The sequence below is a fragment of the Streptomyces sp. NPDC052040 genome (assembly GCF_044548405.1).
Lineage (GTDB): Bacteria > Actinomycetota > Actinomycetes > Streptomycetales > Streptomycetaceae > Streptomyces.
The window spans coordinates 615,032-639,997 of record NZ_JBIUBV010000001.1; the positions used below are offsets into that span (position 1 = coordinate 615,032).

Sequence of the window (24,966 nt, forward strand, 5' to 3'; positions counted from 1 at the left end):
AATGAAAATCGTTTCCATTAGTTTGGGTTCGTGGCCGGCACGGGCCGGGTCCTCGGCCGTGTCTTCACCGGTACTCGATGGTGTCTTTCAAGGGGGATGAATCCAGGTGACGCAGGAACGCGCCGACGCGGCGCTCGATCTGCCCGGAATCGTTGGCGAACTGCTCGGGCTTCCCGTGACGGACATCGACGAGGACGCGCATCTCATCCAGCTCGGGCTGGACTCGCTGTCGATGATGAGGATCGCCGGGCGATGTCGCCGCGCGGGCCTCGACATAGCCTTCGCCGACCTCATGACCGAGCCGACGCTCGCGGCCTGGCGGCGGCTGGTCGAGGAGCGGGGTGCGGGCGGTGAGGCGGCCGTGACCCGGCAGGTGGACGAGACCGAGCCCTTCGAGCTCGCCCTCATGCAGCACGCCTACTGGGTGGGACGCGCCGAAGGGCAGCAACTCGGCGGCGTGGCCGCGCACTTCTACAACGAGTTCGACGGGTGGGACGTGGACCCGGCCCGCCTCGAAGCAGCCGTACGGGCCGTCATCGCGCGGCACGGCATGCTGCGCGTGAGCATCCTCGACGACGGCCGCCAGTGCATCCTCTCCGAGAGCCCCTGGTCCGGACTGCGCGTGCACGACCTGCGCGACCTGGATGCCGCTGACGCGGAACACCGGCTGGACGAGCTGCGCCGGACCCTCTCGCACCGCCGTATGGACATCGCCACCGCCGAGGTCTTCGACGTCCAGCTGTCGCTGCTCGCGGACCGCCGCACGCGCCTGCACGTCAACCTCGACATGGTCGCCGCGGACGCGCTCAGCCTGCGCGTGCTGCTGGCCGACCTGGCCCGCGCCTACTCCGGCGCATCGCTGCCCGCCCTGGCCTACAGCTACCCGCGCTACCTCGCCGAGCGCCGAGCCGCCGCCGAGACGCCTACCCGCAGGGCCGTGCTGGAGGCCGATCGCGCGTACTGGCTCGAGCGGCTGTCCGAGCTGCCTGCCGCGCCCCGACTTCCCGCGTCCACCGGTGAGGCGGAAGCCGTCACCGTCGTACGGCGCCACCTGCACCTCGACGCCGAGCAGACCCGGCGCTTCGAAGAAGCCGCCCGCCGCCACGGGCTCACGCCCGCCATGGCGCTCGCCGCCGTGTTCGCAGAGACACTGCAAGCCTTCAGTGCCGAACCGGACTTCCTGCTGAACCTGCCACTGTTCGACCGCGAGCCGCTGCACGACGACGTGGCCTCGCTCGTGGGCGACTTCACCTCATCGGTACTGCTCGCCTGGCACGGAGCGGCACCCGGCACCTTCGCCGAACGTGCAGCCCGCCTGCAGAAGCGATTCCACGAGGACGCCGCGCACGCCGGCTACTCGGGTGTCGAGGTGCTGCGCGACGCCTCCCGGCTGCACGGCGACCGTGTCCTCGCCCCCGTCGTCTACACCAGCGCCCTCGGCCTGGGCGAACTGTTCGCCGACGCCGTGCGGGAGAGCTTCGGCGAGGCGTCCTGGATCATCTCCCAGGGCCCGCAGGTCTGGCTCGACGCACAGGTCACCGAGGTCGGCGGCGGGCTGCTGGTCAACTGGGACGCGCGCGAGGACGCGTTCGCGCCCGGTGTCCTCGACACGATGTTCGCCGCCTACCAGGCTCTTCTGGAGCGGCTGCCGGACGATCCGGCGGCTTGGACCGCTCCCGTGCCGTCGATGCTGCCCGAAACCCAGCGGGCGGTGCGGACCGCCATCAACGCCACCGACTGGAACGCCGGCACGGCACGCCTCCACGACGGCTTCTTCGAGCAGGCCGCCGCCCACCCCGACGCACCCGCGCTGCTCTGGGGAGGGGACTGCTCACTGTCGTACGGCGAACTTGCGCAGCAGGCACTGAGGCTGGCCGGGAGTCTGCACGCACGTGGCGTCCGGCCGGGGGATCTGGTCGCCGTCACACTGCCCAAGGGACCTGACCAGATCACCGCTGTGCTGGCCGTCCTGGCAGTCGGTGCCGCCTATCTGCCCTTGGGGATCGACCAGCCCGCGGTCCGCCGCGAGCGCATCCACGCATTGGCCGGGATACGTCTGGTCCTGGACGACATCGCTGTGCCGGAAGGGACCGAGCCCCTGACTGCGCCCGTGCCCGGGACCGCGGCCGACCTCGCATACCTCATCTACACGTCGGGCTCCACAGGAGAACCCAAGGGCGTCGAGGTCCCCCACGCGGCCGCCGTCAACACGATCGCAGACCTCAACCACCGCTTTGGCATGGGTGGTTCGGACCGCACCCTGGCCGTCTCCGCGCTCGACTTCGACCTCTCGGTGTACGACATCTTCGGCACACTCGCCGTTGGCGGTGCCGTCGTGTGCGTCGAGGAGCCTGCTCGCAGGGATGCCACTGCCTGGTCCGACCTGATGCGTGCGCACGGGGTGACCGTCGTCAACTGTGTGCCCGCACTGCTGGACATGCTCGTCACCGCGGCCGGAGCCGACGGGCTGCCGTCCCTGCGGCTGGCGCTGCTGGGCGGCGACTGGGTTCCCCTGGACCTTCCGGGGCGGGTGCGCGCGGCGGCGCCCCACTGCCGGTTCGTGGCGCTGGGCGGTACGACCGAGACCGCGATCCACTCCACGGTGTGCGAGGTCGGCGAGGTCCCGGCCGACTGGGTGTCGGTGCCGTACGGGACGCCGCTGCGGGGCGTCAGGTGCCGGGTCGTCGACGCGCTCGGCCGTGACTGCCCGGACTGGGTGCCCGGCGAGCTGTGGATCGGCGGGACAGGGGTGGCGCGCGGCTACCGTGGGGATGCGACGCGGACCGCCGACCGGTTCCTGGAGGCCGACGGGGTGCGCTGGTACCGCTCCGGCGACCGCGCCCGCTACTGGCCCGACGGCACCTTGGAGTTCCTCGGCCGCACCGACCACCAGGTCAAGATACGCGGTCACCGGATCGAACTCGGCGAGATCCAGACCACATTGACCGCCGTGCCCGGTGTGGAGCGGGCACTGGCCATCGTCGGCGAGGACCGGCGGCTCGCCGCCGCCGTGACCGGCGTCGCCGAACCCGCACAGCTGCGTGCCTTCGCCGCAGAGCGGCTGCCGTCCGCGATGGTGCCCGAACGCGTGATCGTCCTCGACGAGTTGCCGCTCACTCCGAACGGGAAGATCGACCGCAAGGCCGTCGCCCGTCGCGTCGCGCAGTGCGCCGAGGCCGCCGCCAGGCCCGTCACCCCACCGCGCGGCGCACGCGAACAGGACGTGGCGCGGGTCTTTGCACACCTGCTCGGCGCCGGCGAGGTCGGACGGGAGGACGACTTCTTCGCCCTCGGCGGCGACTCTCTGCTCGCCACCCGCCTGATCGCCCGACTCCGCGCCGAGGGCTACGGCGAAGTGCGACTGACCGACCTGTTCACCCACCCCGTGCTGGCCGACTTCGCGGCTCGCCTTCACCCCGACGGCACCCGACGCACCGCTCCGACGGTGACTGCCGATGCCGGAAACCGCCACGAACCGTTCCCCCTCACCGACGTGCAGCGCGCCTACTGGCTCGGCCGCGGCGAGGACTTCACGCTCGGCGGCATCGGCTGTCACTTCTACCGTGAGTACGACGTCGAGGACCTGGACGTGGCCCGGTTGGAGTCGGCGCTCAACCGGCTGATCCAGCGACACGAGATGCTGCGTGCGGTCGTCGACGGCAGCGGCGAACAACGCATCCTGCCCGAGGTGCCGCGCCTCACCGTGGAGGTCACCGACGCGGGACCCCACCCGGACACCGCCTTCGCGCGGCTGCGCAAGACCGCATCGCACCAGGTGTTCGACCCGGCCCAGTGGCCGCTGTTCGCCGTGCGCGGGGTTCGCGCCGGCCGCCGTACGAGGCTCGCCATCGGCATCGACAACATCGCGCTCGACGCGCTGAGCATCCTCATCTTCTACGCGGAGCTCGCCGCCCTGTACGCCGACCCGGATGCCGAACTACCGCCCGTCGACGTGTCGTTCCGCGACTACATGTGCTCCACCGCCCCGGATCCCGAGGCGGTCTCCGTCGCCCGCGCCTACTGGACCGACCTGCTGCCGCAGCTGTCGTCGGCGCCCGCGCTGCCTCTCGCAAAGGATCCGGCCGCCGTCGAGCATCCCCGCTTCACGCGTCGCGAGACCCGTGTCGCCCCGGAGCGGTGGCAGGCGCTGACCGAGCGGGCCCGAGTACACGGCCTCACCCCCTCCGGCGTTCTGCTGACCGCCTTCGCCGAGGTGCTCGGCCGGTGGAGCACCCGACCCGACCTCACGCTGAACCTCACGCTGTTCGACCGCCGTGACGTCCACCCGCACATCGGCAACGTCCTCGGAGACTTCACCTCGCTGATGCTGGTCTCCTCGCGCCCGCAGGCGGGAGAGAGCTGGGCGGCGCGTGCCAGGCGGGTCCAGGAGGAGCTGTGGCGCTCCCTGGATCATCGGGAGGTCTCCGCCGTGTGGGTGCTGCGGGAACTCGCCCGCCGGAGCGGTGATGCGGAGACCACCATGCCCGTGGTCTTCACCAGCGCGCTCGGTGTCGGGGGCCGGGTCCCGCAAGCCCCGTTCGACCGGCAGGTCTGGGGGGTCTCGCAGACCCCGCAGGTGTGGCTCGACCACCAGGTCACCGAGGACGGTGACGGCATCCGCCTCAACTGGGACGTCGTCGAGGAACTCTTCCCCGACGGCCTCGTCGACGCGATGTTCGAGGCGTACGTGAGGCTGGTCGACTGGCTGGCCACCGGGGACTGGAACACTCAGGCGCCCGACCTGCTGCCCGCTGCCCAGAGCGCGACGCGCGCCGCCGTCAACGCCACCGGCCCCGACGTCCCAGGACTGCTGCACGCCGGCTTCTTCCGCCGTGCCGCCGACCAGCCTCAGCGCGTTGCGTTGCTGTGGGGCGACGGCGACCGCCTGACCTACGGCGAGCTTGCCGACCGTGCCCTTCGCCTGGCCACCGTCCTTGTGGAGCATGGCGTCCGGCGGGGCGAGACCGTCGCCGTCACCCTGCCCAAGGGGCCCGACCAGATCGTGGCCGTGCTCGGCGTGCTCGCCGCCGGGGCGGCGTACGTGCCCGTCGGCGTCGACCAGCCCAGCGCCCGCCGCGAGCGCATCCATCGCCTCGCGGGCGTCCGCCTCGCCGTCACCGAGCCGGGTGCCCAGTCGGAAGGTGGGGTCACGGCCGTACCCGTCGACGCGGCGCCCTCGATAGACGTGGCAGCCGCTCCCGTCGACGTGCCGACCGACGCGCTCGCCTACGTCATCTTCACCTCCGGCTCCACCGGCGACCCCAAGGGCGTCGAGATCACCCACCAGGCGGCCGCCAACACCGTCACGGACATCAACGAGCGCTACCAGGTCACGGACTCCGACCGGGGCCTGGCGGTGTCCGCGCTGGACTTCGACCTCTCCGTGTACGACATCTTCGGGCCGCTGTCGACGGGCGGCGCAGTCGTCCTGATCGGCGAGGACGAACGGCGCGACGCCCGCCGCTGGCTCGACCTCGTCCGCCGCCGGCGGGTCACCGTCTGGAACACCGTGCCGGCCCTGCTGGACATGCTGCTCGTCACGGCCGAAAGCGGCGCCCAGCCGCCCGACACGCTGCGGCTCGCGCTTGTCTCCGGTGACTGGGTGGGCCTCGACCTGCCGGGGCGGCTGGCCGAGCAGAGTCCGTGGTGCCGGTTCGTCGCCCTGGGCGGGGCGACCGAGGCCGCCATCTGGTCCAACGCCCACGAGGTCGACGCGGTCGACCCGGCCTGGACGTCGATCCCGTACGGGCGGCCACTGCGCGGACAGTGCTTCCGTGTCGTGGACGCGCACGGCCGGGACTGCCCCGACTGGGTACCGGGCGAGCTGTGGATCGGCGGGGCCGGGGTCGCCCTCGGCTACCGCGGCGCACCGGAGTTGACGCGACGCCAGTTCGTGACCGAGAGCGGGATGCGCTGGTACCGGACCGGTGACCTGGGCCGGTACTGGCCCGACGGGACCCTGGAGTTCCTCGGGCGCTCCGACCACCAGGTGAAGATACGCGGCCACCGCATCGAACTCGGTGAGATCGAGGCGGCACTACGAGAGGCACCCGGCGTGGGCCGGGCCCTGGTCACCGTGGCGGGCGAGGGCGCCGCGCGGCGCTTGGCCGCCGCCGTCGTTCCGGCGTCCGATGCGGGACCGGTCGACCTTCGTGGCCCCCAACCGACCACGACGGCACGCCAGTTCCGTGAACGGGCCTGGCGCGTGGAGAGCGCGGTGGCGGAGTCCTTCCTGGCCCGGCTGCTCGGCCTGGGCGATGTGGCCTCCGGGCTCACCGCAGAGGGTTGGGCGGCCCGCCTGGGGGCGACCGAGGCACACCTGCCGGTCCTCCGGCTCTGGCTGCGGTGGCTCACGGAACGCAAGGTGCTCGCAGAGGACGCGGGGGTGTACGCCCCCGGACCCGAGAGCCCCGCAGCGCCACCGTTGGCGAGCACCCACGACGCCTACACCTCCCTGATCGGCCGAGCGCACCAGCGGCTCACCGAGCGGATCGGCGACTACCAGGCGATTCTCGCCGGACAACTGGATGCCTCCGTCCTGCTCGACGACGACATCCTCGCCCCCGCGCGTCTCGCAGCGGCGGACCCGGGCAGTGAGGCTGCCGTGGCGGAAGTGGCCCGGCGCATAGCGCAGTTGGCGCAATCGCTGGGGCGCCCGGCGGAAGTCGCGGAACTCGGCGGCGGGGACGGGACGTGGGCCGCTCGGCTGCTGGGCCGGCTGGCTCCCGAGCAGGTGCGGTACACGCTGCTGGAGGGCGACCCGATCCTCGTAGAGGCCGCACAGCAGCGGTTGGCCGAGCTTCCGCTCGAGTCGGCCTGCCACCGCTTGCACGGTCTGCTCGTCCCCGACGAGCTGCGGCACCGGTTCGACATGGTCCTGGCCGACCAGGTGCTGCACCGCCACGCGGACCCCTCCCACGGCCCCGCCCTCGCCGCCCTGCTGACCCGGCGCGGCGGGGTGCTGCTGGCCGTGGAACGGGCCGAGCTCACGCCGGTCGCCCTGCTGACCGCTGCCCTGCTGGACAGCGGGTACGCAGGCTTCGACAGGGAACGGCGGATCGCGGGCACGCCGATGCTGCCCGCCGAGCGGTGGGCGGAACTGCTGGGCACCGCAGGCTTCCACGACGTCACACACGACTCGCTGGGCGACTCCTTCAGCGAAATGCTGCAAGCCCACCGGCCCGACGACGCCGTCGACCTCGACCCTGCCGCGCTGCGCACCCATGCGGCACAGCGCCTGCCCGCGCACATGGTCCCCGAGCGGATCACCGTTCTGCCGAGGCTGCCGCTCGGCGCCAACGGCAAGGTCGACCGCGCCGTGATCACCGCTCTCGTCACGAGCGCCCAGGAGGGCGAGGACCCCGACGAGCCGCCGCAGGGGGAACTGGAACAGGCCCTGGCCGTGATGTGGACCGAACTGCTCGGCGTACCGGCGGTGGGGCGTCGCCAGAGCTTCTTCACTCTGGGTGGCGACAGCCTCCTCGCGACCCGCTTCCTCGCACACGTCGCCCAGCGCTACGGCGTACAGCTGCCGCTGCGGCGCCTGTTCGCCGGCCCGACGCTGGAACGGGTCGCGGAATCCCTCGCGGCAGGGCTGGCCCAGCTCGGCGAGACCGAGGAGGGCGCGCTGTGATCGGCGTTCTCGGCGGATACGGAGCCGTCGGCCGCCATGCGGCCCGCCTGCTCGCCCGGTGGGGAGCGGGACCCTTGCGCATCGGCGGGCGTGACGACGTACGGGCGAAGCAGCTCGCCGCACAGCTTCCGCACGCGGAGCCGGTCGTGGTCGACACCGGTGAGCCGGCCTCGCTCGCTGCCTTCGTACGGGGCTGCGACCTGGTGGTGAACTGCGCGGGCCCGTCGCACCGCACCTCGCAGCAGGTCACGTTCGCCGCGCTGATGGCGGGCGCCCACCTCGTCGACGCAGGAGGCGGCGGGCGGCTGGACCACGTCCGCCCGGCCGTCGGCGAGCGCACCGCCCTGTACGATGCCGGCGCGCTGCCGGGCCTGTCGGGACTGCTGCCCCGCCATCTGGCGGCGGAGCACTTCGACTCCGTGCATGGACTGACCGCGTACGCCGGTGTGCTGGACCGCTTCACCCCGACCGGGGCCGACGACTACCTGGACGGCGTCCTCGACGGCGCCAACGAGCCGCTGGCCGCCTGGCGCGACGGCGCCCGCCGCTCGGGCACACTCCACCGCCTGACCGATCACCGGCTGCCGTACTTCGTCCGCGAGGTGACGGCCTTCCCCTACCTGGACGCAGAGGCCGAGCGGCTCGCCCACGGCCTGTCGCTCACGTACGGCGACTGGTACACGGCGGTGGACGGCGGACACTTGGCCGCTGCGCTCGCCGAAGCCCGTACGGCGGACCGCGCCGAGGCAGTGGCGGCCCTGTGCCGGGCCGCCGCCCTCGACACAGCGGGCCGCACCCCGTACGTGACGCTCCTCGTCCAGCTCGACGGCGTCCGCGCCGGACGGCCCACGACCCGTACGGCGGTCCTGCGCGCGCCGGGCATCGCCCGGCTCACCGGCGCCGTCACCGCGGTCGCGGCCCTGGCGGTCCTGCGTGGCGAGGTGCCGCACGGAACGCACTGGGCGGACACGGCACTCGATCCGGTCAGCGCACTCGCGCACCTGACGGACAAGCCGGGTCTGTGCGACCTCCATGTGCACGAGTCGGCGATCCATGAACTCACCACGGTTGAGGAAGGTGCCCTGTGAAGCGGCTTCGGACGGTTGTGTGCGGCACGACCTTCGGCCAGTTCTACCTCGCCGCCCTGGCGATGCTGCCCGACGAGTTCGAAATCCTCGGCGTGCTCGCCGCCGGAAGCGAACGGTCCGTCGCATGTGCCGCCCGGCACGGCGTACCGCTGTATACGGACGTGGACCACCTGCCCGACGATGTGGACTTCGCCTGCGTCGTCGTCCGCTCCGGTGTGCTCGGCGGCACCGGCACCGACCTGGCGCTGCGGTTGCTGCGCCGCGGCATCCATGTGGCCCAGGAACAGCCCGTGCACCACGACGACCTGGCCGCCTGCCTGCGCGAGGCACGCAAGCACCGGGTGCGCTACCGGCTCGGCGACCTCTACGTGCGGCTGCCGGAGGTGCGGCGCTTCGTCCAGGCCGCCCGCACGGCGCGCGAACGACAGCCCGTCGCCTACGTGGACGCCGCCTGCGCCTCGCAGGTCGCCTTCCCGCTGCTGCACATTCTCGGCGAGTCCCTCGGCACCGTACGGCCCTGGCGGGTCACCGCTGCCGACGCGGACCCCGACGCGCTGTTCACCGTCCTGACCGGCCTGATCGGCGGGGCACCCCTGACCCTGCGCGTGCACAACCAGGTCGACCCCGACGATCCCGACAACCACCTGCACCTGCTGCACCGCGTCACCCTCGGCACCGCGGGCGGCAGCCTCACCCTCACCGACCCGCACGGCCCGGTGCTGTGGAGCCCGCGGCTGCACATCCCCGAAGCGGTCAAGGACCGCTTCGACTTCGACGCCCCGGGCACCGGACACCTCACCGAACCCAGCACCTCCGTACTGAGCAGCGGAGCCCCGGCCGCCTACCGACACCTGCTGAGGGAGCAGTGGCCGGCCGCCATCGGCGAGGACCTGCGAGCCGCCCGTGCGGCGATCCTCGGCGAGGCGCAGGCCGAACGGCCGGACCAGTACCACTTGACCGTGTGCCGGATGTGGCAGGACCTCACCAAGGAGCTGGGTTACCCGACTCTGCGACCGGGACAGGCCCACCAGCCGCTCTCCGCAGGTGAGTTGACTGGTGAAGGCGGCGTAGCCGACCTGATCCGGCACGCCACCGCCCAGGCGGATCTCCACGTCGGCACCGTGGACCGCCGTCTGGTGGACGACTTCGTACGACAGCTCGACGACGCGGTTCTCCTGTCGATGCTGGCCGCACTCCAGGAGGCCGGAGCCCTGCTCGACCCCCAATCGACTTACTCGGCCGAGGAGATCCTGGCCGACGCGCGGGTGGCGCCCCGCCACGACACGCTGATCCGGCGCTGGCTGCGGGTCCTCGCCGACCGCGGGGCGATCGCGCGGGACGGGGAGCGGTTCCGGGGCACGGCGCGGGTGGACTCCAAGGCGGTGGACCAGGCGTGGTGTCTGGCTGCCCTCACCTGGCAACAGGCCCTGGGCACCAGCGAGTTCGTCGCATACCTGCGGCGCAACGCCGAATGCCTGCGCCAGCTGATGAGAGACGAACAGCAGGCGGCCCTTCTGCTCTTTCCGGAAGGCCGGACCGACGTCGCGGACGCGGTGTACCGCGAGACCATCACCGCCCGCTACCTCAACACCGCCATCGCCGCTGCCGTACGCTCCCTGGCCGCCGTACGCAACGCCACGCACCCGCTGCGGATTATCGAGGTCGGGGCGGGCACCGGCGCGACGACGGAAGCGATCACCACGGCCCTGACCGAGGACGGTCGCAAGAGGCCGCCTGTGGACTACCTGTTCACCGACGTCTCCCACTTCTTCGTCACCGTCGCCAAGGAACGCCACGCCGACCATCCCTGGATCCGGCACGGCCTGTACGACGTCGACCAGGATCCGGCAGGTCAGGGGCTGGAGCCCGGCACCGCAGACGTCGTCGTGGCCGCCGGCGTCCTGAACAACGCCCGCGACACCGACGCGACGATGCGCTACCTGGCCGGGTTGCTGGCCCCGGGAGGCTGGCTGCTGGTCACCGAACCGGTCCGCGAACACCTGGAGATCCTCGCCTCGCAGGCGTTCATGATGACCGCCGCCGAGGACGCGCGGCGGGCCGACGACACCACGTTCCTCACCCGGGGGCAGTGGCTGGCGGCCCTGGAAGGAGCCGGGTTCCGGCAGATCGTCACCGCGCCGGACGAGGACCACCCGCTGGCGCCGCTGGGACAGCGGCTGTTCGCGGCCCGAATCAACTGAGTGCACCGTCCCAAGGGGGAGTTGAAGATCGTGCTGCGTTGCAGCCATGTCCTGTGCAAGGTCGACGATGTCCGGTCGGTCGTACGGGACTACGAAGAGCTGGGCTTCACCGTCGAGTACGGCAGCGCTCCCGAGCGCGCCCACAACGCCCTGCTGTGGTTCGAGGAGGGACCGTTCGTCGAGTTCTTTCAACTGCCACCCGTCTTCCGCCTCGTGAAGTGGCCCATGGCGGCTGTGAACGGCAGGGCGGCAGGGGACCGGCTGGCCCGCTGGGCCCGTCCGGGCGAGGGCTGGCGGGACCTTGCCCTGGAGACCGACGACGTCGAACTGCTACGTGTCCATGCGGCGCTGAGCGCCGGGGGAGTGCGGGTGTCACGCGCGATGAAGGGCCGCCGTACCCGCCCGGACGGCGACTTGGTGCGCTACCAGTTCCTCGCCACGCGCCCCGTCCGGCTTCCGTTCGTGGTCTCCGCCTACGACCCGCCCCAACGCCCCGCCTTCGTGCACCACCCCAATGGGGCAAGGCGCATCAGCCGGGTCCGGGTGGGCATTGCGGAGCGCGACCGTGCCGCCTTCAACACCCTCGCCGCCCACGTCGAACCGGATGGCCCGCTCGCCGTCGAAGTCGCCCCCGACACCGGTGTCGTCGCCGTCGAACTCGAAGGTCTCACCGGCCCGTTGAATCCGGCCAGGCTGCACGGCGCGGTCCTGACCACGCCGGCCCGGACGGAGTAGCCCGTGAACACCCTTCCTGGATTCCGTGGTCGGCTCCTCACTCCGGGCTCCCCCGGCTACGACAGGGCTCGCCGCGTCCGCAACGCCCGCGCCGACCGGCGCCCCGCCCTGATAGCCCGCTGCACCGACGCCGACGACGTGATCGCCGTCCTCGCCCACGCCCGCAGCCACGGCCTGCCCGTCGCCGTCCGGGGCGGCGGGGCCCACGTGGCGGGCTGGGGCACCTGCGACGACGGCGTGGTCGTCGACCTCGGCGGCATGAAGCGGATCGACATCGACCCCCTCGCCCGTACCGCCGTCGCTGAGCCCGGACTGACCTGGGGCGAGTTCGACGCCGCCACACAGGAGCACGGCCTCGCCGTGCCCGGTCCCCGCAACACCGACGTCGGCATCGCCGGCCACACCCTCGGCGGAGGCGTCGGCGACCTGTCCCGCCAGTACGGGCTCACCAGCGACAACGTCACCTTCTTCGACCTGGTCACCGCCGACGGGCGGCACATGCGGGCGGATGCCGAGACCCACCCGGACCTGTTCTGGGCACTGCGCGGAGGCGGCGGCAACTTCGGCGTCGTCACCCGCCTCGGCTTCCGCCTGCACCCGGTGGACGGCGTCGTCGCAGGGGCTCTGGTCCACCCGGCCCCCCAGGCGCGCACCGCCCTGCGCACGGCCCGCGACTGGCTGGCCACGGCACCCGACGCGGCATCGCTGATCGCCATCGTCTGGACCGCGCCGCCGTTGCCGCTCATACCCGAGCACCTGCACTTCGAGCGGTGCGCGGTACTGATCCCCAGCTGGTTCGGGCCGCCCGACCAGGCGGACGAGGTGCTCGCCCCCCTGCGGCACGGCGCGGTCGCCGACGGCATCACTCACCTGCCGTACACCGCATACCAGCGCCTGCTCCCCTCGCCGCCCGACGTCACCCGCCAGCACGTGTACAACCGCGGCGAATTCCTCACCGACCTCACCGACGCCACCCTCGGCCGCCTGCTCGGCCACTGGGAGGCGGCGGGCCCGAACTTCTCCGTGGTCCTCGGCGCCCTCGGCGGCGCCATCAGCCGCGCACCGGCCGGGCCCACCGCCTTCACGCACCGTGGCGCACGCTGGTTCGTGGAGCTGTGCGCCCAGTGGTACGGCGATGCCGACAGCCCCGAGCACCTTCAACCGGCCCGCAGCGCCTGGCAGTCGCTCCAGGACGTCACCGAAGGCCCCTACGTCAACCTCCTGCCCGACCCGGAGCCCCACTGGGTGCGCGCCGCCTACCCGGACGCCGCGTACGCGCGTCTGGGCCGCGTGAAAAACACCTGGGACCCGGGCAACCTCTTCCGCTTCAACGCCAACATCCCGCCCCGCACGGCCAAGGAGAACGCATGACCACCGCACCCATCCCGGCCGACCTGATAGCGGACCTGCGCCAGGCGGGCGTCCAGCTGTGGGAGGAGAGCGGGACCCTTCGCTACCGCGCGCCCAAGGGGACCCTGAGCGCCGGGCAGCTCCAGTCGCTGAAGGACATCAAGGCAGCCGTACTGGAGTGTCTGCGCGCCGAGGCCCGGCCCACCACGCTCCCCCCCCACCCGGGCGCCCGGCACGAGCCGTTCCCGCTCACCGACGTGCAGGCCGCCTACCTGCTCGGCCGCAACGAGGTCTTCGGATACGGCGGCGTCGCCTGTCACGTATACCTCGAGGTGAACTACCCCGACCTGGACCCGGCCCGCACCGAGGACGCCTGGAACCGGCTCGTCGCCCGCCACGACATGCTGCGGGCCGTCATCGACCCGGCGGGCCACCAGCGCGTCCTGCCGACCGTACCCCGGCTGACCGTCCCCGTGGGCGAGACAGAAGAAGACCTCCTGCGGTCTCGCGAGGAGATGGGCCACCGCGTGTACGACACCACGCGCTGGCCCCTGTTCGACGTCCGCCTCACCCGTACGGCGGACCGTGCGGTGCTGCATCTCTCGATGGACTTCCTGATCGCGGACTGGGCGAGCATCTGGCTCCTGCTCGGCGAGTTCGAGACCCTGCATGCCGAACCCGACGCCGAACTCACGCCGCTCGACGTCCAGTTCCGTGACTACCTGCTGGCCGAGCGCGCCCTGCGTGACCTTCCGACCCATCAGCGTGACAAGGACTACTGGTGGTCCCGGCTGGACACCCTGCCGCCCGCCCCGGACCTTCCACTCGCCGAGACGAACCAGGAGCCTCGTTTCCGCCGCCGTTTCCTGAAACTCGACACAGCCGCCTGGGAGTGCCTGAAGGACTGCGCCCAGCGGCGCGGTCTGACCCCTTCCTCGGTCGTGCTCGCCGCCTACGCCGCCGTGATCGGCCGCTGGAGCCGCAGCCCGCGCTTCTGCCTCAACCTCACCGTCCTCAACCGCCTGCCGCTGCACGAGCAGATCGACCGCGTCGTGGGCGACTTCACCACCGTGAACCTGCTCGCCGTCGAACCGACGCCCGAGAGCACCTTCGCGGAGCGGGCCGGCGCGCTGTCCGGACAGCTCTTCGACGACCTCGACCACCGGCTGTACTCCGGCGTGGAGGTGCTGCGCGAACTCGCCCGCCGCCGGGGCCGCGAAGCCGCTCTCATGCCGGTGGTATTCACCAGCGCCATCGGTCTCGGCGACGACGGCACCGGCCGCCGCGCCGAGGGCCGCCTGGACGGCTTCGGCATCACCCAGACCCCTCAGGTCTTCATCGACTGCCAGGCCATGGACGACACTGAAGGACTGCAGGTCAACTGGGACATCCGTGACGGGGTGTTCCCCAAGGGCCTCGCGGACGACATGTTCGACGCCTTCGACACACTCATACGGGCCCTCGCCGACGGGGAAGACCTCTGGGACGCGCACGACGTGGTGCCCCTGCCGGCCTGGCAGACCGAGGAGCGCCGCCGCGCCAACGACACGGCGGACGAACTCCCCGACACCCTCCTGCACCATGCCGTCCTCGACCAGGCGGACCGCATCCCCGACCGGCCCGCCGTCATCGCTCCGCACACGACCCTCAGCTACGGCGACCTCGCGGCCCGCGCCACCGCCGTCGCCGAGCAGCTGCGGGCCGCCGGCTGCACCGCAGGGGCACGCGTCGCCGTCGTCATGGACAAGGGTCCCGAGCAGATCGTCGCCGTCCTCGGCGCCCTCCTCGCGGATGCCGTGTACCTCCCCGTCGACACCACGCAACCGCCCCTGCGCCGTGCCGCCATGCTCGCCGACGCCGGCGTACGGCATGTCCTGACGCAGTCCTGGGTGGACACCGACGGCCCGGCGATCGCCGTCGACACGCTCACGCCCGCCTCCCGCCTGGCCCAACCCCCGCAGGACGGCGACCCGGACGCCCCTGCCTACGTCATCTACACCTCCGGCTCGACGGGTCGCCCCAAGGGCGTCGTCATCAGCCACCGGGCCGCCCTCAACACCATCGAGGACGTGAACCGTCGCTTCGGCGTCACCGCCGACGACCGCGTGCTGGGCCTGGCCGGCCTCGGCTTCGACCTGTCGGTGTACGACATCTTCGGCCCCCTGTCGGTCGGTGGCGCCCTCGTCCTGCCCGACCCCGAGCGCCGAACCGACCCCTCCCACTGGACCGAGTTGATCGCCGAGCACGGCGTGGCCGTCTGGAACTCGGTACCCGCGCTCATGCAGATGCTCGCGACCTACCTGGAGACCGAGCCGGGCCGTGGGCTCCCCACCCTCCGCCTCGCTCTCCTGTCCGGCGACTGGATTCCCGTCACCCTGCCCGGCACCCTCGCCGCCAGGCTGCCCGGCCTGGAGCTGATCGCGCTGGGTGGTGCGACCGAGGCGGCCATCTGGTCCAACTACCACCACTGCGGGGGACGTTACGACAGCCACCGCAGCATCCCGTACGGCCTGCCGCTCGCCAACCAGGGCTTCCGGGTGCTGGACGCCGACCTGTGCGACTGCCCGGTGTGGGTCGCGGGGGAGCTGTACATCAGCGGCCACGGTCTCGCCCAGGGATACCTGGGCGACCCGGAGACCACCAACCGCTGCTTCGTCACGCGAGACGGACAGCGCCTCTACCGCACCGGCGACCTGGGCCGCTACCTGCCCGGGGGCGAGATCGAGTTCCTCGGCCGCGAGGACACCCAGGTGAAGGTGCGCGGGCACCGCATCGAGCTGGGTGAGATCGAGGCGGCGCTGCTGGAGCACCCGGCCGTGGCCTCAGCGGCAGTCGTCGTGGACGGTACGGGCGAGGATCGCGCGCTCCTCGGCGCGGTCGTCCCAGCGCCCACGGATCCGGCGGTCCCCGGTGCCGTATCCCTGAAGCCCGCGGTGAGCGAGGCTGCCGACGCCGCGGTCCCCGGCCTGGACGGCGACCGGGTGGCCGCGCACGTCGACTCTTTCGACGCCGCCGTCCTGTCATCGATGGCCTGCGCGCTCGGTGAGCTGGGCCTGTTCCCGGCGGAGGACGGCAAGCCGTCGCAGCAGGCTCTCACGGAGGCCGGCATCGCCCCGCGCCACCACTGGCTGGTACGCCGCTGGCTCGCAGTGCTCGACGACCACGGCATCAGCGAGGCCGACGCACCGACCACCGGCCGCCTGTGGCAGCGGGCCCAGCAGACCTGGAGCGACGAGGTCGCCTCCCGCGACTTCCTGACGTACGTCAAGAACCACGCCGACCGCCTGCCCGACCTGATGACCGGCCGCCAGGACCCCGTCGAACTCCTCTTCCCGCACGGGGACTTCACCACCGCGCACGCCCTCTACCGCCGGAACGCCACAGCCCGCTACCTCAACCGTGCCGTCGCATCGGTGCTGGAGGAGGTGACCGCCGCCCGCCCGCTGCGAGTCCTCGAAGTGGGCGCAGGCACCGGCGGCACCACCGAGGACGCCCTGGCCGCCCTGGCAGACCGGGACGGCACGTACCTCTTCACGGACGTGACGGGCTTCTTCCTGCCCGAGGCCCGCCGCCGCTTCGGCGACCGCGAGCGCCCGCAGCTGCGCTTCGGCGTCTTCGACGTGGATGCCGACCACCGCGCCCAGGGCCTGGCCCCCAACGCGTACGACGTCGTACTGGCCGCCGGCGTGCTGGAGAACGCCCGCGACATTCGCGCCTCCCTGACCCGCCTCACCGAACTCGTCGCGCCGGGCGGCTGGTTGATCCTCACCGAACCCACGCGCGAGCACCCGTGGATCCTGGCCTCCCAGGCGTTCATGATGACCGAGCCCGCGGACGACCGTGCCCTCGGCGGCAGCTCCTATCTCGACCGCGACCAGTGGCTCGCGCTGCTGCGCGAGGCGGGCGCCGAGCAGGTGCTGTGCCTGCCGGACGACGGGCACGCACTGGCCCCGCAGCACGTCCACCTCTTCGCGGCTCGCCTCAAGACGGACCGGGCGCAGGTCACCGAGGAAGACCTCACGGCGTTCCTGCGCGACCGGCTGCCCGCCCACATGATCCCCTCGCACCTGCAAATCGTCGACGCGCTCCCGCTGACCGGCAACGGCAAGGTCGACCGCCGCGCGCTTGCCGGCTGGCGGCCCACAGCCACCGACACCGCACCCCGGCCCGCCGACGAGACACCGGCGGACGCGCTGGAGTCCCGGCTCACGGCCCTGTGGTCCGAGGCACTGCCCAGCGGACGTGTGGGCCGCACCGACAGCTTCTACGACCACGGCGCCGACTCTCTGATCACGGCGCGGATGGCCGGACGACTGCGCGAGGAGGTCCCCGAGGCGTCCGGTATCCCCTTCGACACGCTGTTGCGGCAGCTCCTCAACCATCCGACCATCGCTGAACTGGCTGCCTTCCTGCGCGACCGCGCGGACTCACCGGCCGAGACCACCATGCGCCGCGCCGCGACCGGCAGCAACGCGGCCCTGATGTCCTTCAGCAGCACCGGCGACGGCCCGCTGCGGGTGATGTTCCACGCCGGGCTCGGCACGATGGACTGCTACCGACCGCTCGCCGCCCGCCTGGTCGAGCAGGACCTCGGCCCGGTCCTCGGCGTCGTCATCGACGACAGCGAGCGCTACCTCGCCCAGGACCCGGCCACCGTCATCGAGCGCGCCGCCGACGACTACGCCGAGCGCCTGCTCACCGAGGGCCACGACCGGCTCCAGCTCATCGGCTACTGCCTGGGCGGCCTGTACGCCACCGAGGTCGCCCGCCGTCTTGAGGAGCGCGGGGTGACGGTGGAGGACCTGGTGCTCATCAGCAGCCACCCGGCCGTCGTGGACGTCGAGGACGACCTGATGATCGAGATCCTCTTCGTGCCCAACCTGCACATCTCCCTCGCCCAGACCGGGTTCGGCGACATCGAGGCGGACACCGTCGTCCGCGGGTTCATGCAGGTCATCGAACGCAACGGCGGCAAGGTCCCGCTCGGCTCACTGGCCGAGGTCGAAGGTCCCGCCGGGGAGTTCTTCCGGCGCTTGTCCTCGTGCACGAGGGAGGAGAGGTTCGCCGAGTACGCCCGCGCCGCCACGGAGGCCGGCGGGGAGACGGTACCGCCGGAGATGGTCGCCGGGATGTTCCGCGTCTTCCGGCAGAGCTTCCTGTCCGCCCGCTTCACCCCCGAGCCGTATGCCGGCGACATCCGCTTCCTGCTGCCGCGGGGCGCCTCCGGCTTCGCACCCGGCATGGACGACACCACCCTCGCCTTCTGGCGGGACGTATGCATCGGCGACCTGCCCGTCACCGGGATCGAGGGCAACCACTTCAGCTGCATCGAAGAGCCGAACGTCGCCCATGTCGCCGACCTCGTCGCCGCCCCGCTGCGCGCGCCGCACCGCCGCTGACCAGGAGACCAGGAGACCAGCATGCATCAGCACTATCAGCACACCCGTATCGAGGGCGCGTTCGCACCGTTGGCCGTCGTAGCTCAGCTCGCCGACTCCGGCCTGCTCACCGACCACGTCGTCTACGAGCAGGACCACCGGTGGTACATCGCCGGCAACCCGATCCACGAAGTACGCCTCGACGCAGGGAACATACGTGTCGGCGAGAGGACCTTCGCCTGGTCCGGAACGCCCTGGGAACCCCTGCACTCCGCTCTGCACGAGGCACCGGCGGCCGACTGGCACGCCTACGGCTGGCTGTCCTTCGAGCTGGCGAGCGGCGTCCGTACGGACCTGCCCCTGGCCCACCTCATCGTCCCCAGCACCGAGGTGACGGTGACCAAGACGGAACTGAGCGTCCGTACCCTCGACCCGGACTTCCCGGACCGCCTCCGTACGCTGGTGGCCCGGGCCCCGAAGCCCGCATGCGCCCCGAAGCCGGTCGACGTCCACAACCTCCCGCGCACCTACCAGGTCCGTGTCGCCCACACCGTCACCGAGATCGGCCGCGGCAGGCTCGACAAGGCCGTCCTCTCGCGCACCGTCCCCGTGCCCTTCCCCGTCGACATGACAGCCACGTACGTCGCGGGCCGCACGGCCAACAACCCCGCTCGCTCCTTCCTCCTCGACCTCGGCGGCATCCAGGCCGCCGGCTTCAGCCCGGAGACGGTGATCGAGGCACCGGGCGACGGCACCGCCACCACCCAGCCGCTGGCCGGAACCCGCGCGCTGACCGGTGACCCGGACACGGACGCCGCCCTGCGCACGGACCTGCACCGCGATCCGAAGGAGGTGTACGAGCACGCCACTTCCGTGAAGTTGGCGGTGGAGGAGTTGTCGTCGGTGGGCGTGCCGGGTGCCACCCACGTGACGGATTTCCTCAGCGTCAAGCCGCGCGGCAGCGTCCAGCACCTCGCCTCCCGCGTCACCACCGAACTGGCCCAGGGCCGCACCGCCTGGGACGCTCTCGGCGCGGTCTTCCCGCCGGTCACCGCCTCCGGCATCCCCAAGTCGGCCGCCTACCGTCTGATCCGCGAACTGGAGGACGAACCGCGCGGACTGTACGCGGGCGCGGTCCTGCGGGCCGGAGCCGACGGTTCGCTGGACGCGGCACTCGTGCTGCGTGCCGTCTACCAGCAGGGCGGCCGGGCCTGGCTGCGCGCCGGCGCGGGCGTCGTCGGGGCGTCCCGACCGGCCCGCGAGTACGAGGAGACCTGCGAGAAGCTCCGTAGCGTCGCCCCCTACGTGGTCCCGAAGGAGGGCTGAGCCATGCAGGAGGGATTCACTCCCTGGCCGCAGGAGTTCGCCGACTGCTACCGGGAACGCGGCTACTGGCGGGGCCGCACCCTGGGCTCCCTGCTCCGGGACCGGGCCGAGGCCACACCGGAAGCGGTCGCCGTCGTGGACGGACAGCGCCGCTGGACGTACCGCGAACTCGACCTGCGTGCCGACCGGCTGGCAGCCGGGCTGCACGGGCTCGGGCTCACGCCGGGCGACCGAGTCCTCGTCCACCTGCCGAACACCGCCGAGTTCCTGGAGCTGTCCTTCGCTCTGTTCCGGCTCGGCGCGGTACCCGTCATGGCGCTGCCCGCCCATCGCGAGGCCGAGATCGCCCACCTGCTCGCCCTCTCGGAGGCGGTGGCGTACGTCATCCCCGACACCCACCTCGGCTTCGACCATCGCCGGCTCGCCCGCTCAGTAAGGGAGAAGGCGCCAAGTCTGCGACACATCCTGGTCGTCGGGGACGCGGAGGAGTTCACCAGCCTGGCGTCCATACCCGCCACGCCCCGACCGCTGCCGGAACCCGACCCCTCCTACGTAGCCGTGCTGCTCCTGTCCGGCGGCACCACAGGCGCACCCAAGCTGATCCCCCGCACCCACGACGACTACCTCTGCAACGTCTCCGCCAGCGCCGAAGTGACCGGTCTGACTGCAGACTCCCGCTACCTCGCCGCGCTCCCCGTGGCCCACAACTTCCCGCTCGCCTGCCCGGGAATCCTGGGCACCCTCCACGCGGGCGGCACGGTGGTGATGTGCCCCACCCCGGGCCCGGACACCGCCTTCCCGCTGATCGCCCGCGAACGCGTCACCGTCACCGCGCTCGTCCCCTCGCTCGTCCTGCTGTGGCTGGAGGCGGCCGAGTGGGCGGAGGACGATCTGAGCAGCCTGGAACTGCTCCAGGTCGGCGGCTCCCGCCTCAAGGCCGAGACCGCCCGGCGTGTCGCCCCCGAACTGGGCTGCCGCCTCCAGCAGGTGTTCGGAATGGCCGAGGGGCTGCTCTGCTACACGCGCCTCGACGACCCCGAGGACCTGGTCATCGACTCCCAGGGCCGACCACTGTGCACGGACGACGAGATACGCATCGTGGACACCGGCGACCGCGACGTACCGCATGGCGAGGTCGGCGAGCTGCTGGTCCGGGGCCCGTACACCCTGCGCGGCTACTACCGGGCCGACGACCACAACGCCCGGGCGTTCACGGCGGACGGCTTCTACCGCAGCGGCGACCTGGTACGGCGCCTTCCCACCGGACACCTCGTCGTGGAAGGCCGCATCAAGGACGTCATCAACCGCGGCGGAGAGAAGGTCCCCGTCGAGGAGGTCGAGAATCACCTGCTCGCCCACCCGGCCGTCCACGACACGGCCCTGGTCGGCCTGCCCGACGAGCATCTGGGGGAGCGCTCCTGCGCCTGCCTGATCTCCCGCGGCACCCCGCCCACACGCACCGACGTCACCGCTCACCTCACGGCACGCGGCTTGGCCGCCTACAAACTCCCGGACGAGGTAAGGGCGTTGAAGTCCTTCCCCCGCACAGCACTGGGCAAGGTCGACAAGGCGGCACTGGCCCGGCAGGTGAGCGCATGAGCGGCCTCAGCACCGTCATGAGCCTCACCACGGCCTCCGCGCGGGTACGGCGGCGCCTGCAACAGGCGGCGGCACTCGGCCTGGTGAGCGGAGTCCTCAACGTCGTGGGCCTCGTCTGCGTGGCCTACGCCGTCGGGGAACTCCTCGCCGACCACCCCTCCGGTGCCGTCGTCACCCGCTGGGCCCTCGGGGCGCTAGCCGGACTTGTGGGCGGCTTCGGCGCCCGCTGGCTCGCCGAACACCTCGCGCACGAGGCCAGCTACGAACTCGAGGTCGTACTGCGCCGCCGCCTCGCCGACAGCCTGGCGCGCATCCCGCTGGGCGAGGTGCAGCGGCTCGGCGCCGGACGCATCAAGAAGATCGTCCAGGACGACGTCAAGTCCCTGCACAACGTGGTCGCCGACGCAGTGCCGTTCCTCGGCTCGGGCGTCGCCCAGCCGATCGCGGCCCTGCTGGCTCTGGGCGTCGTCCAGTGGCGGTTGCTGCTCGCCGTCCTGCTGATCGTTCCCGTCGCCTTCGTCTGCTTGTCACTGATGGCCCGCGACTACGGGACTCAGCGCGAGCGCTACAACAGTGCCAACGAGAACGTGAACGCCGCTGTCGTCGAGTTCGTCCAGGGCATGCCGGTCGTGCGCACCTTCGACGACGGGCGCGCGTCCTTCGGCCGGTTCGCCACCGCCGTGGAGGAGTTCACGGACGCGGTCGCCGCCTGGATGGCCACCACTCGCTCCTCCGGCCTGCTGCACCGGCTGTTCATCGTGCCGCTGCCCACCCTGCTCATCGTCGCCGCCACGGGCGTCCCGATGCTCGAAGCCGGATGGATCTCCCTCACCGACCTCCTGCTCGCCCTGCTCATAGGGACCCTGCCCATCGAGGCCGTCTCACCCCTGATGCACCTGACGAACCACATCAACGACGCCACGGCCGGTGCCGTCCGCGTACAGGATCTCCTGGACGCACCGCCCCTCCCCGAGCCCGACGAACCGCGTGAACCGGAAGGCGCGTCGATCGTCTTCGAGAACGTCACCTTCCACTACCCGGGCCGCTCGAGCAGCCCCGCCCTGGACGGCATCGACCTGACGGTCCCCGAGGGCACGGTGTGCGCCCTGGTCGGCGCCTCGGGCTCCGGCAAGTCCACGCTGGCACGCCTGATCCCACGCTTCCACGACGTCGCCTCGGGCGCGGTGCGCGTCGGTGGCGTGGACGTCCGCGACATCGCGAGCGACGTCCTGCTGCGGCAGATCGCGCTCGTCTTCCAGGAGCCGTTCCTCGTCACCGGCACCGTCGCCGAGAACATCCGGCTCGCCCGCCCGCACGCCACGGACGCCGAGGTTCGGGCAGCGGCCGAGGCCGCCGCCGCCCACGACTTCATCGTCCGCGACCTGCCCGACGGCTACGACACCCAGGTCGGCGAACGCGGCACCCGCCTCTCCGGCGGACAGCGCCAACGCATCACCATCGCCCGCGCCATCATCTCCGACGCCCCGATCGTCATCCTCGACGAAGCCACCGCGTTCACCGACCCCGAGACCGAAGGCGTCATCCAGCAGGCAATCGCCCGCCTCACCCGGGGCCGCACCGTTCTCGTCATCGCCCACCGTCTGTCCACCATCACGGACGCGGACCAGATCGCCGTCCTCGACCACGGTCGTATCGCCGAACGCGGCGGCCACGCCGACCTCGTCGCCGCCGGCGGCCGCTACGCCCGCCTCTGGGCAAGCCACCAGCAGGCCGCCACCTGGGGCATGACCGGCCACCGCACCCAGGAGGTCACTTCGTGAAGCGCATCCTGCACCTTATGCTCACTACCGCAGGCCCGTACGCCCCGCAGTTCCGCGCCACACTCCGCGTCTCCCTCGCGGCGACCGTCCTCCAGGCCGCCGCCTACGCCTGCTTCGTCCCGCTGCTCGCGGAGCTGACCCGCGACGATGTGCGCACCGGCCGCGCCTGGGGCTGGGTGGCTCTGCTGGCCGCACTCGTGGCCGCAGAAGGCGCCCTGCGGATGCGGGAGATGACGTTCACGTACGACTACTGGCACCTGGTCACCGGCTCCACGCGCCTCCGCCTGGGCGCCGCCCTGCGCGCCATGCCCCAGCAGGAGCTGAACCGCCGCGCGGCCGGGGATCTGACCCAGGTCGTCGGCGGCAACGCCGCCACTGCCGCCACTGCCGTCTCCTCTCTGGCCGCCCTGTTCGTGCAACTGGTCACCGTGCCCGCCGTACTCGGCCTCGTCGTCCTGGTGCTGGACTGGCGCCTCGGCCTGGTCCTCCTCGCCGGCACGTGCGCGGCGCTGCCGCTCGTACGGCAGATCCAGCGCCGCTCCGGCTCCGGCTTCCGCGAGGTCGACGAGGCGGAAGGGGAGACGGCGGCGAGGATCGTGGAGCATGTCCAGGGGCTGCCGGTCCTCAAGGCCACCGGCCAGGCGGGCGCCGACTCACCACGCCTGCTGCCCGTCCTGACCCGCCAGCGGCACACCCAGGCCGCCACCAACCGCTCCGCCGCCCTGCCCGTGGCCGGTGCCCAGCTCATCGTGCAACTCGCACTCGTGGCGCTGGTGTCACTCGGCGCCGCTCTCGTTCTCGACGCCCGGCTCACTCCCGCCACGCTCCTCGCCATCACGGTGGCCGCCGCCCGCTTCGCCGAACCCCTGAGCCTGGCCGCCGTCATGACCAAGCTCTTCGAACTGTCCGAGGCGGCCCTGGCCCGCATCGACGACGTCCTCTCGGTACGACCGCTGCCGGTCCCCGCGGGTGGACAACCGCCGACCTCCCACGACATCCGCTTCGAACACGTCAGCTTCACGTACGACGGCCGGAACGAACCCACCCTGAACGACGTCGACTTCACCGTCCCCGAACGCAGCCTGACGGCGCTGGTCGGCCCCTCCGGCTCAGGCAAGACGACGGTGACCCGGCTCATCGGCCGCTACGCCGACCCGCAGCGCGGCAGGGTCCGCATCGGCGGCGTCGACCTGAGCCGTCTCGACCCCGACGAGGTCCTCACACACATCGCCGTCGTCTTCCAGGACGTGTACCTCTTCGACGACACGATCCGCGCCAACATCGCCCTCGCCCGCCCGGACGTCACCGACGCGGAGATCCAGGAGGCGGCACGCGCCGCCGGCATCCACGACTTCGTCGCGACATTGCCTGACGGCTACGCCACCCGCGTCGGCGAGATCGGCTCAGCCCTCTCCGGCGGCGAACGCCAGCGCATCTCCATCGCCCGGGCCTTCCTCAAGGACGCCCCGATCGTGCTGCTCGACGAGCCGACCGCCGCCCTCGACAGCACCTCGGAGACGGTGGTCCAGGAGGCCATCGACCGGCTGGTGGACGGCAAGACGGTGATCGTCGTGGCCCACCGCCTGTCCACCGTCGTCGGCGCCGACCAGATCCTCGTCGTCGAGGACGGCCGCATCACCCAGCGCGGCAATCACACCGACCTGCTCGCGGCCTCCGACGGGCGCTACGCCCGCATGTGGGCGGCGCAGGCCGCGGCGCGCCACTGGCAGCTCCCGGTGACCGCGGCACGTACGGGACGAACGGAAGGAACGCACACGTGAGCCCCACCGCACGTGACCCCGGGAGCACTCCCTTCACCCTGGTCGTCTGCACCTCCTGCCAGGACAGCGGCGACGAACACGTGATGGATGCGTT

Annotated in this window: 10 protein-coding genes; all 10 read left to right on the top strand. The window is 71.9% G+C overall.

Annotation, left to right across the window (positions count from 1 at the left end; translation table 11 throughout):
• Positions 1–106 precede the first annotated feature (106 nt).
• The 10 genes from ACIHAA_RS02550 to ACIHAA_RS02595 are packed head-to-tail and all read left to right on the top strand — an operon-like array spanning position 107 to position 24,872.
• Positions 107–7,633, top strand: coding sequence for an amino acid adenylation domain-containing protein (locus ACIHAA_RS02550; protein WP_399812030.1), 7,527 nt, complete (start codon positions 107–109; stop codon positions 7,631–7,633).
• On the top strand, positions 7,630–8,721 hold the full coding sequence (locus ACIHAA_RS02555) for a saccharopine dehydrogenase NADP-binding domain-containing protein (RefSeq protein WP_399812032.1): 1,092 nt from the start codon (positions 7,630–7,632) through the stop codon (positions 8,719–8,721). The genes ACIHAA_RS02550 and ACIHAA_RS02555 overlap by 4 nt, the downstream gene beginning before the upstream one ends.
• Complete coding sequence (locus ACIHAA_RS02560) at positions 8,718–10,922, top strand: Gfo/Idh/MocA family oxidoreductase (RefSeq protein ID WP_399812035.1); 2,205 nt, start codon at positions 8,718–8,720, stop codon at positions 10,920–10,922. The genes ACIHAA_RS02555 and ACIHAA_RS02560 overlap by 4 nt, the downstream gene beginning before the upstream one ends.
• Positions 10,923–11,657, top strand: coding sequence for a VOC family protein (locus ACIHAA_RS02565; RefSeq protein WP_399812038.1), 735 nt, complete (start codon positions 10,923–10,925; stop codon positions 11,655–11,657).
• 3 nt (positions 11,658–11,660) lie between these two features.
• On the top strand, positions 11,661–13,028 hold the full coding sequence (locus ACIHAA_RS02570) for an FAD-binding oxidoreductase (RefSeq protein ID WP_399812041.1): 1,368 nt from the start codon (positions 11,661–11,663) through the stop codon (positions 13,026–13,028).
• Positions 13,025–18,406 carry an amino acid adenylation domain-containing protein gene (locus tag ACIHAA_RS02575; protein ID WP_399812044.1) on the top strand — a complete coding sequence of 1,794 codons (5,382 nt, stop codon included), beginning with the start codon at positions 13,025–13,027 and terminating at the stop codon, positions 18,404–18,406. The genes ACIHAA_RS02570 and ACIHAA_RS02575 overlap by 4 nt, the downstream gene beginning before the upstream one ends.
• 21 nt (positions 18,407–18,427) lie before the next feature.
• Positions 18,428–19,711 carry a salicylate synthase gene (locus ACIHAA_RS02580; protein ID WP_399812047.1) on the top strand — a complete coding sequence of 428 codons (1,284 nt, stop codon included), beginning with the start codon at positions 18,428–18,430 and terminating at the stop codon, positions 19,709–19,711.
• A 3-nt stretch (positions 19,712–19,714) separates the two neighbouring features.
• A complete protein-coding gene (locus tag ACIHAA_RS02585; RefSeq protein ID WP_399812049.1) occupies positions 19,715–21,310 on the top strand; it encodes a (2,3-dihydroxybenzoyl)adenylate synthase in 1,596 nt (531 codons plus the stop codon).
• A complete protein-coding gene (locus ACIHAA_RS02590; protein ID WP_399812051.1) occupies positions 21,307–23,091 on the top strand; it encodes an ABC transporter ATP-binding protein in 1,785 nt (594 codons plus the stop codon). Before ACIHAA_RS02585 ends, ACIHAA_RS02590 begins: the two co-directional genes overlap by 4 nt.
• Positions 23,092–23,108: 17 nt before the next feature.
• Complete coding sequence (locus ACIHAA_RS02595) at positions 23,109–24,872, top strand: ABC transporter ATP-binding protein (protein WP_399812055.1); 1,764 nt, start codon at positions 23,109–23,111, stop codon at positions 24,870–24,872.
• Positions 24,873–24,966: the final 94 nt, after the last annotated feature.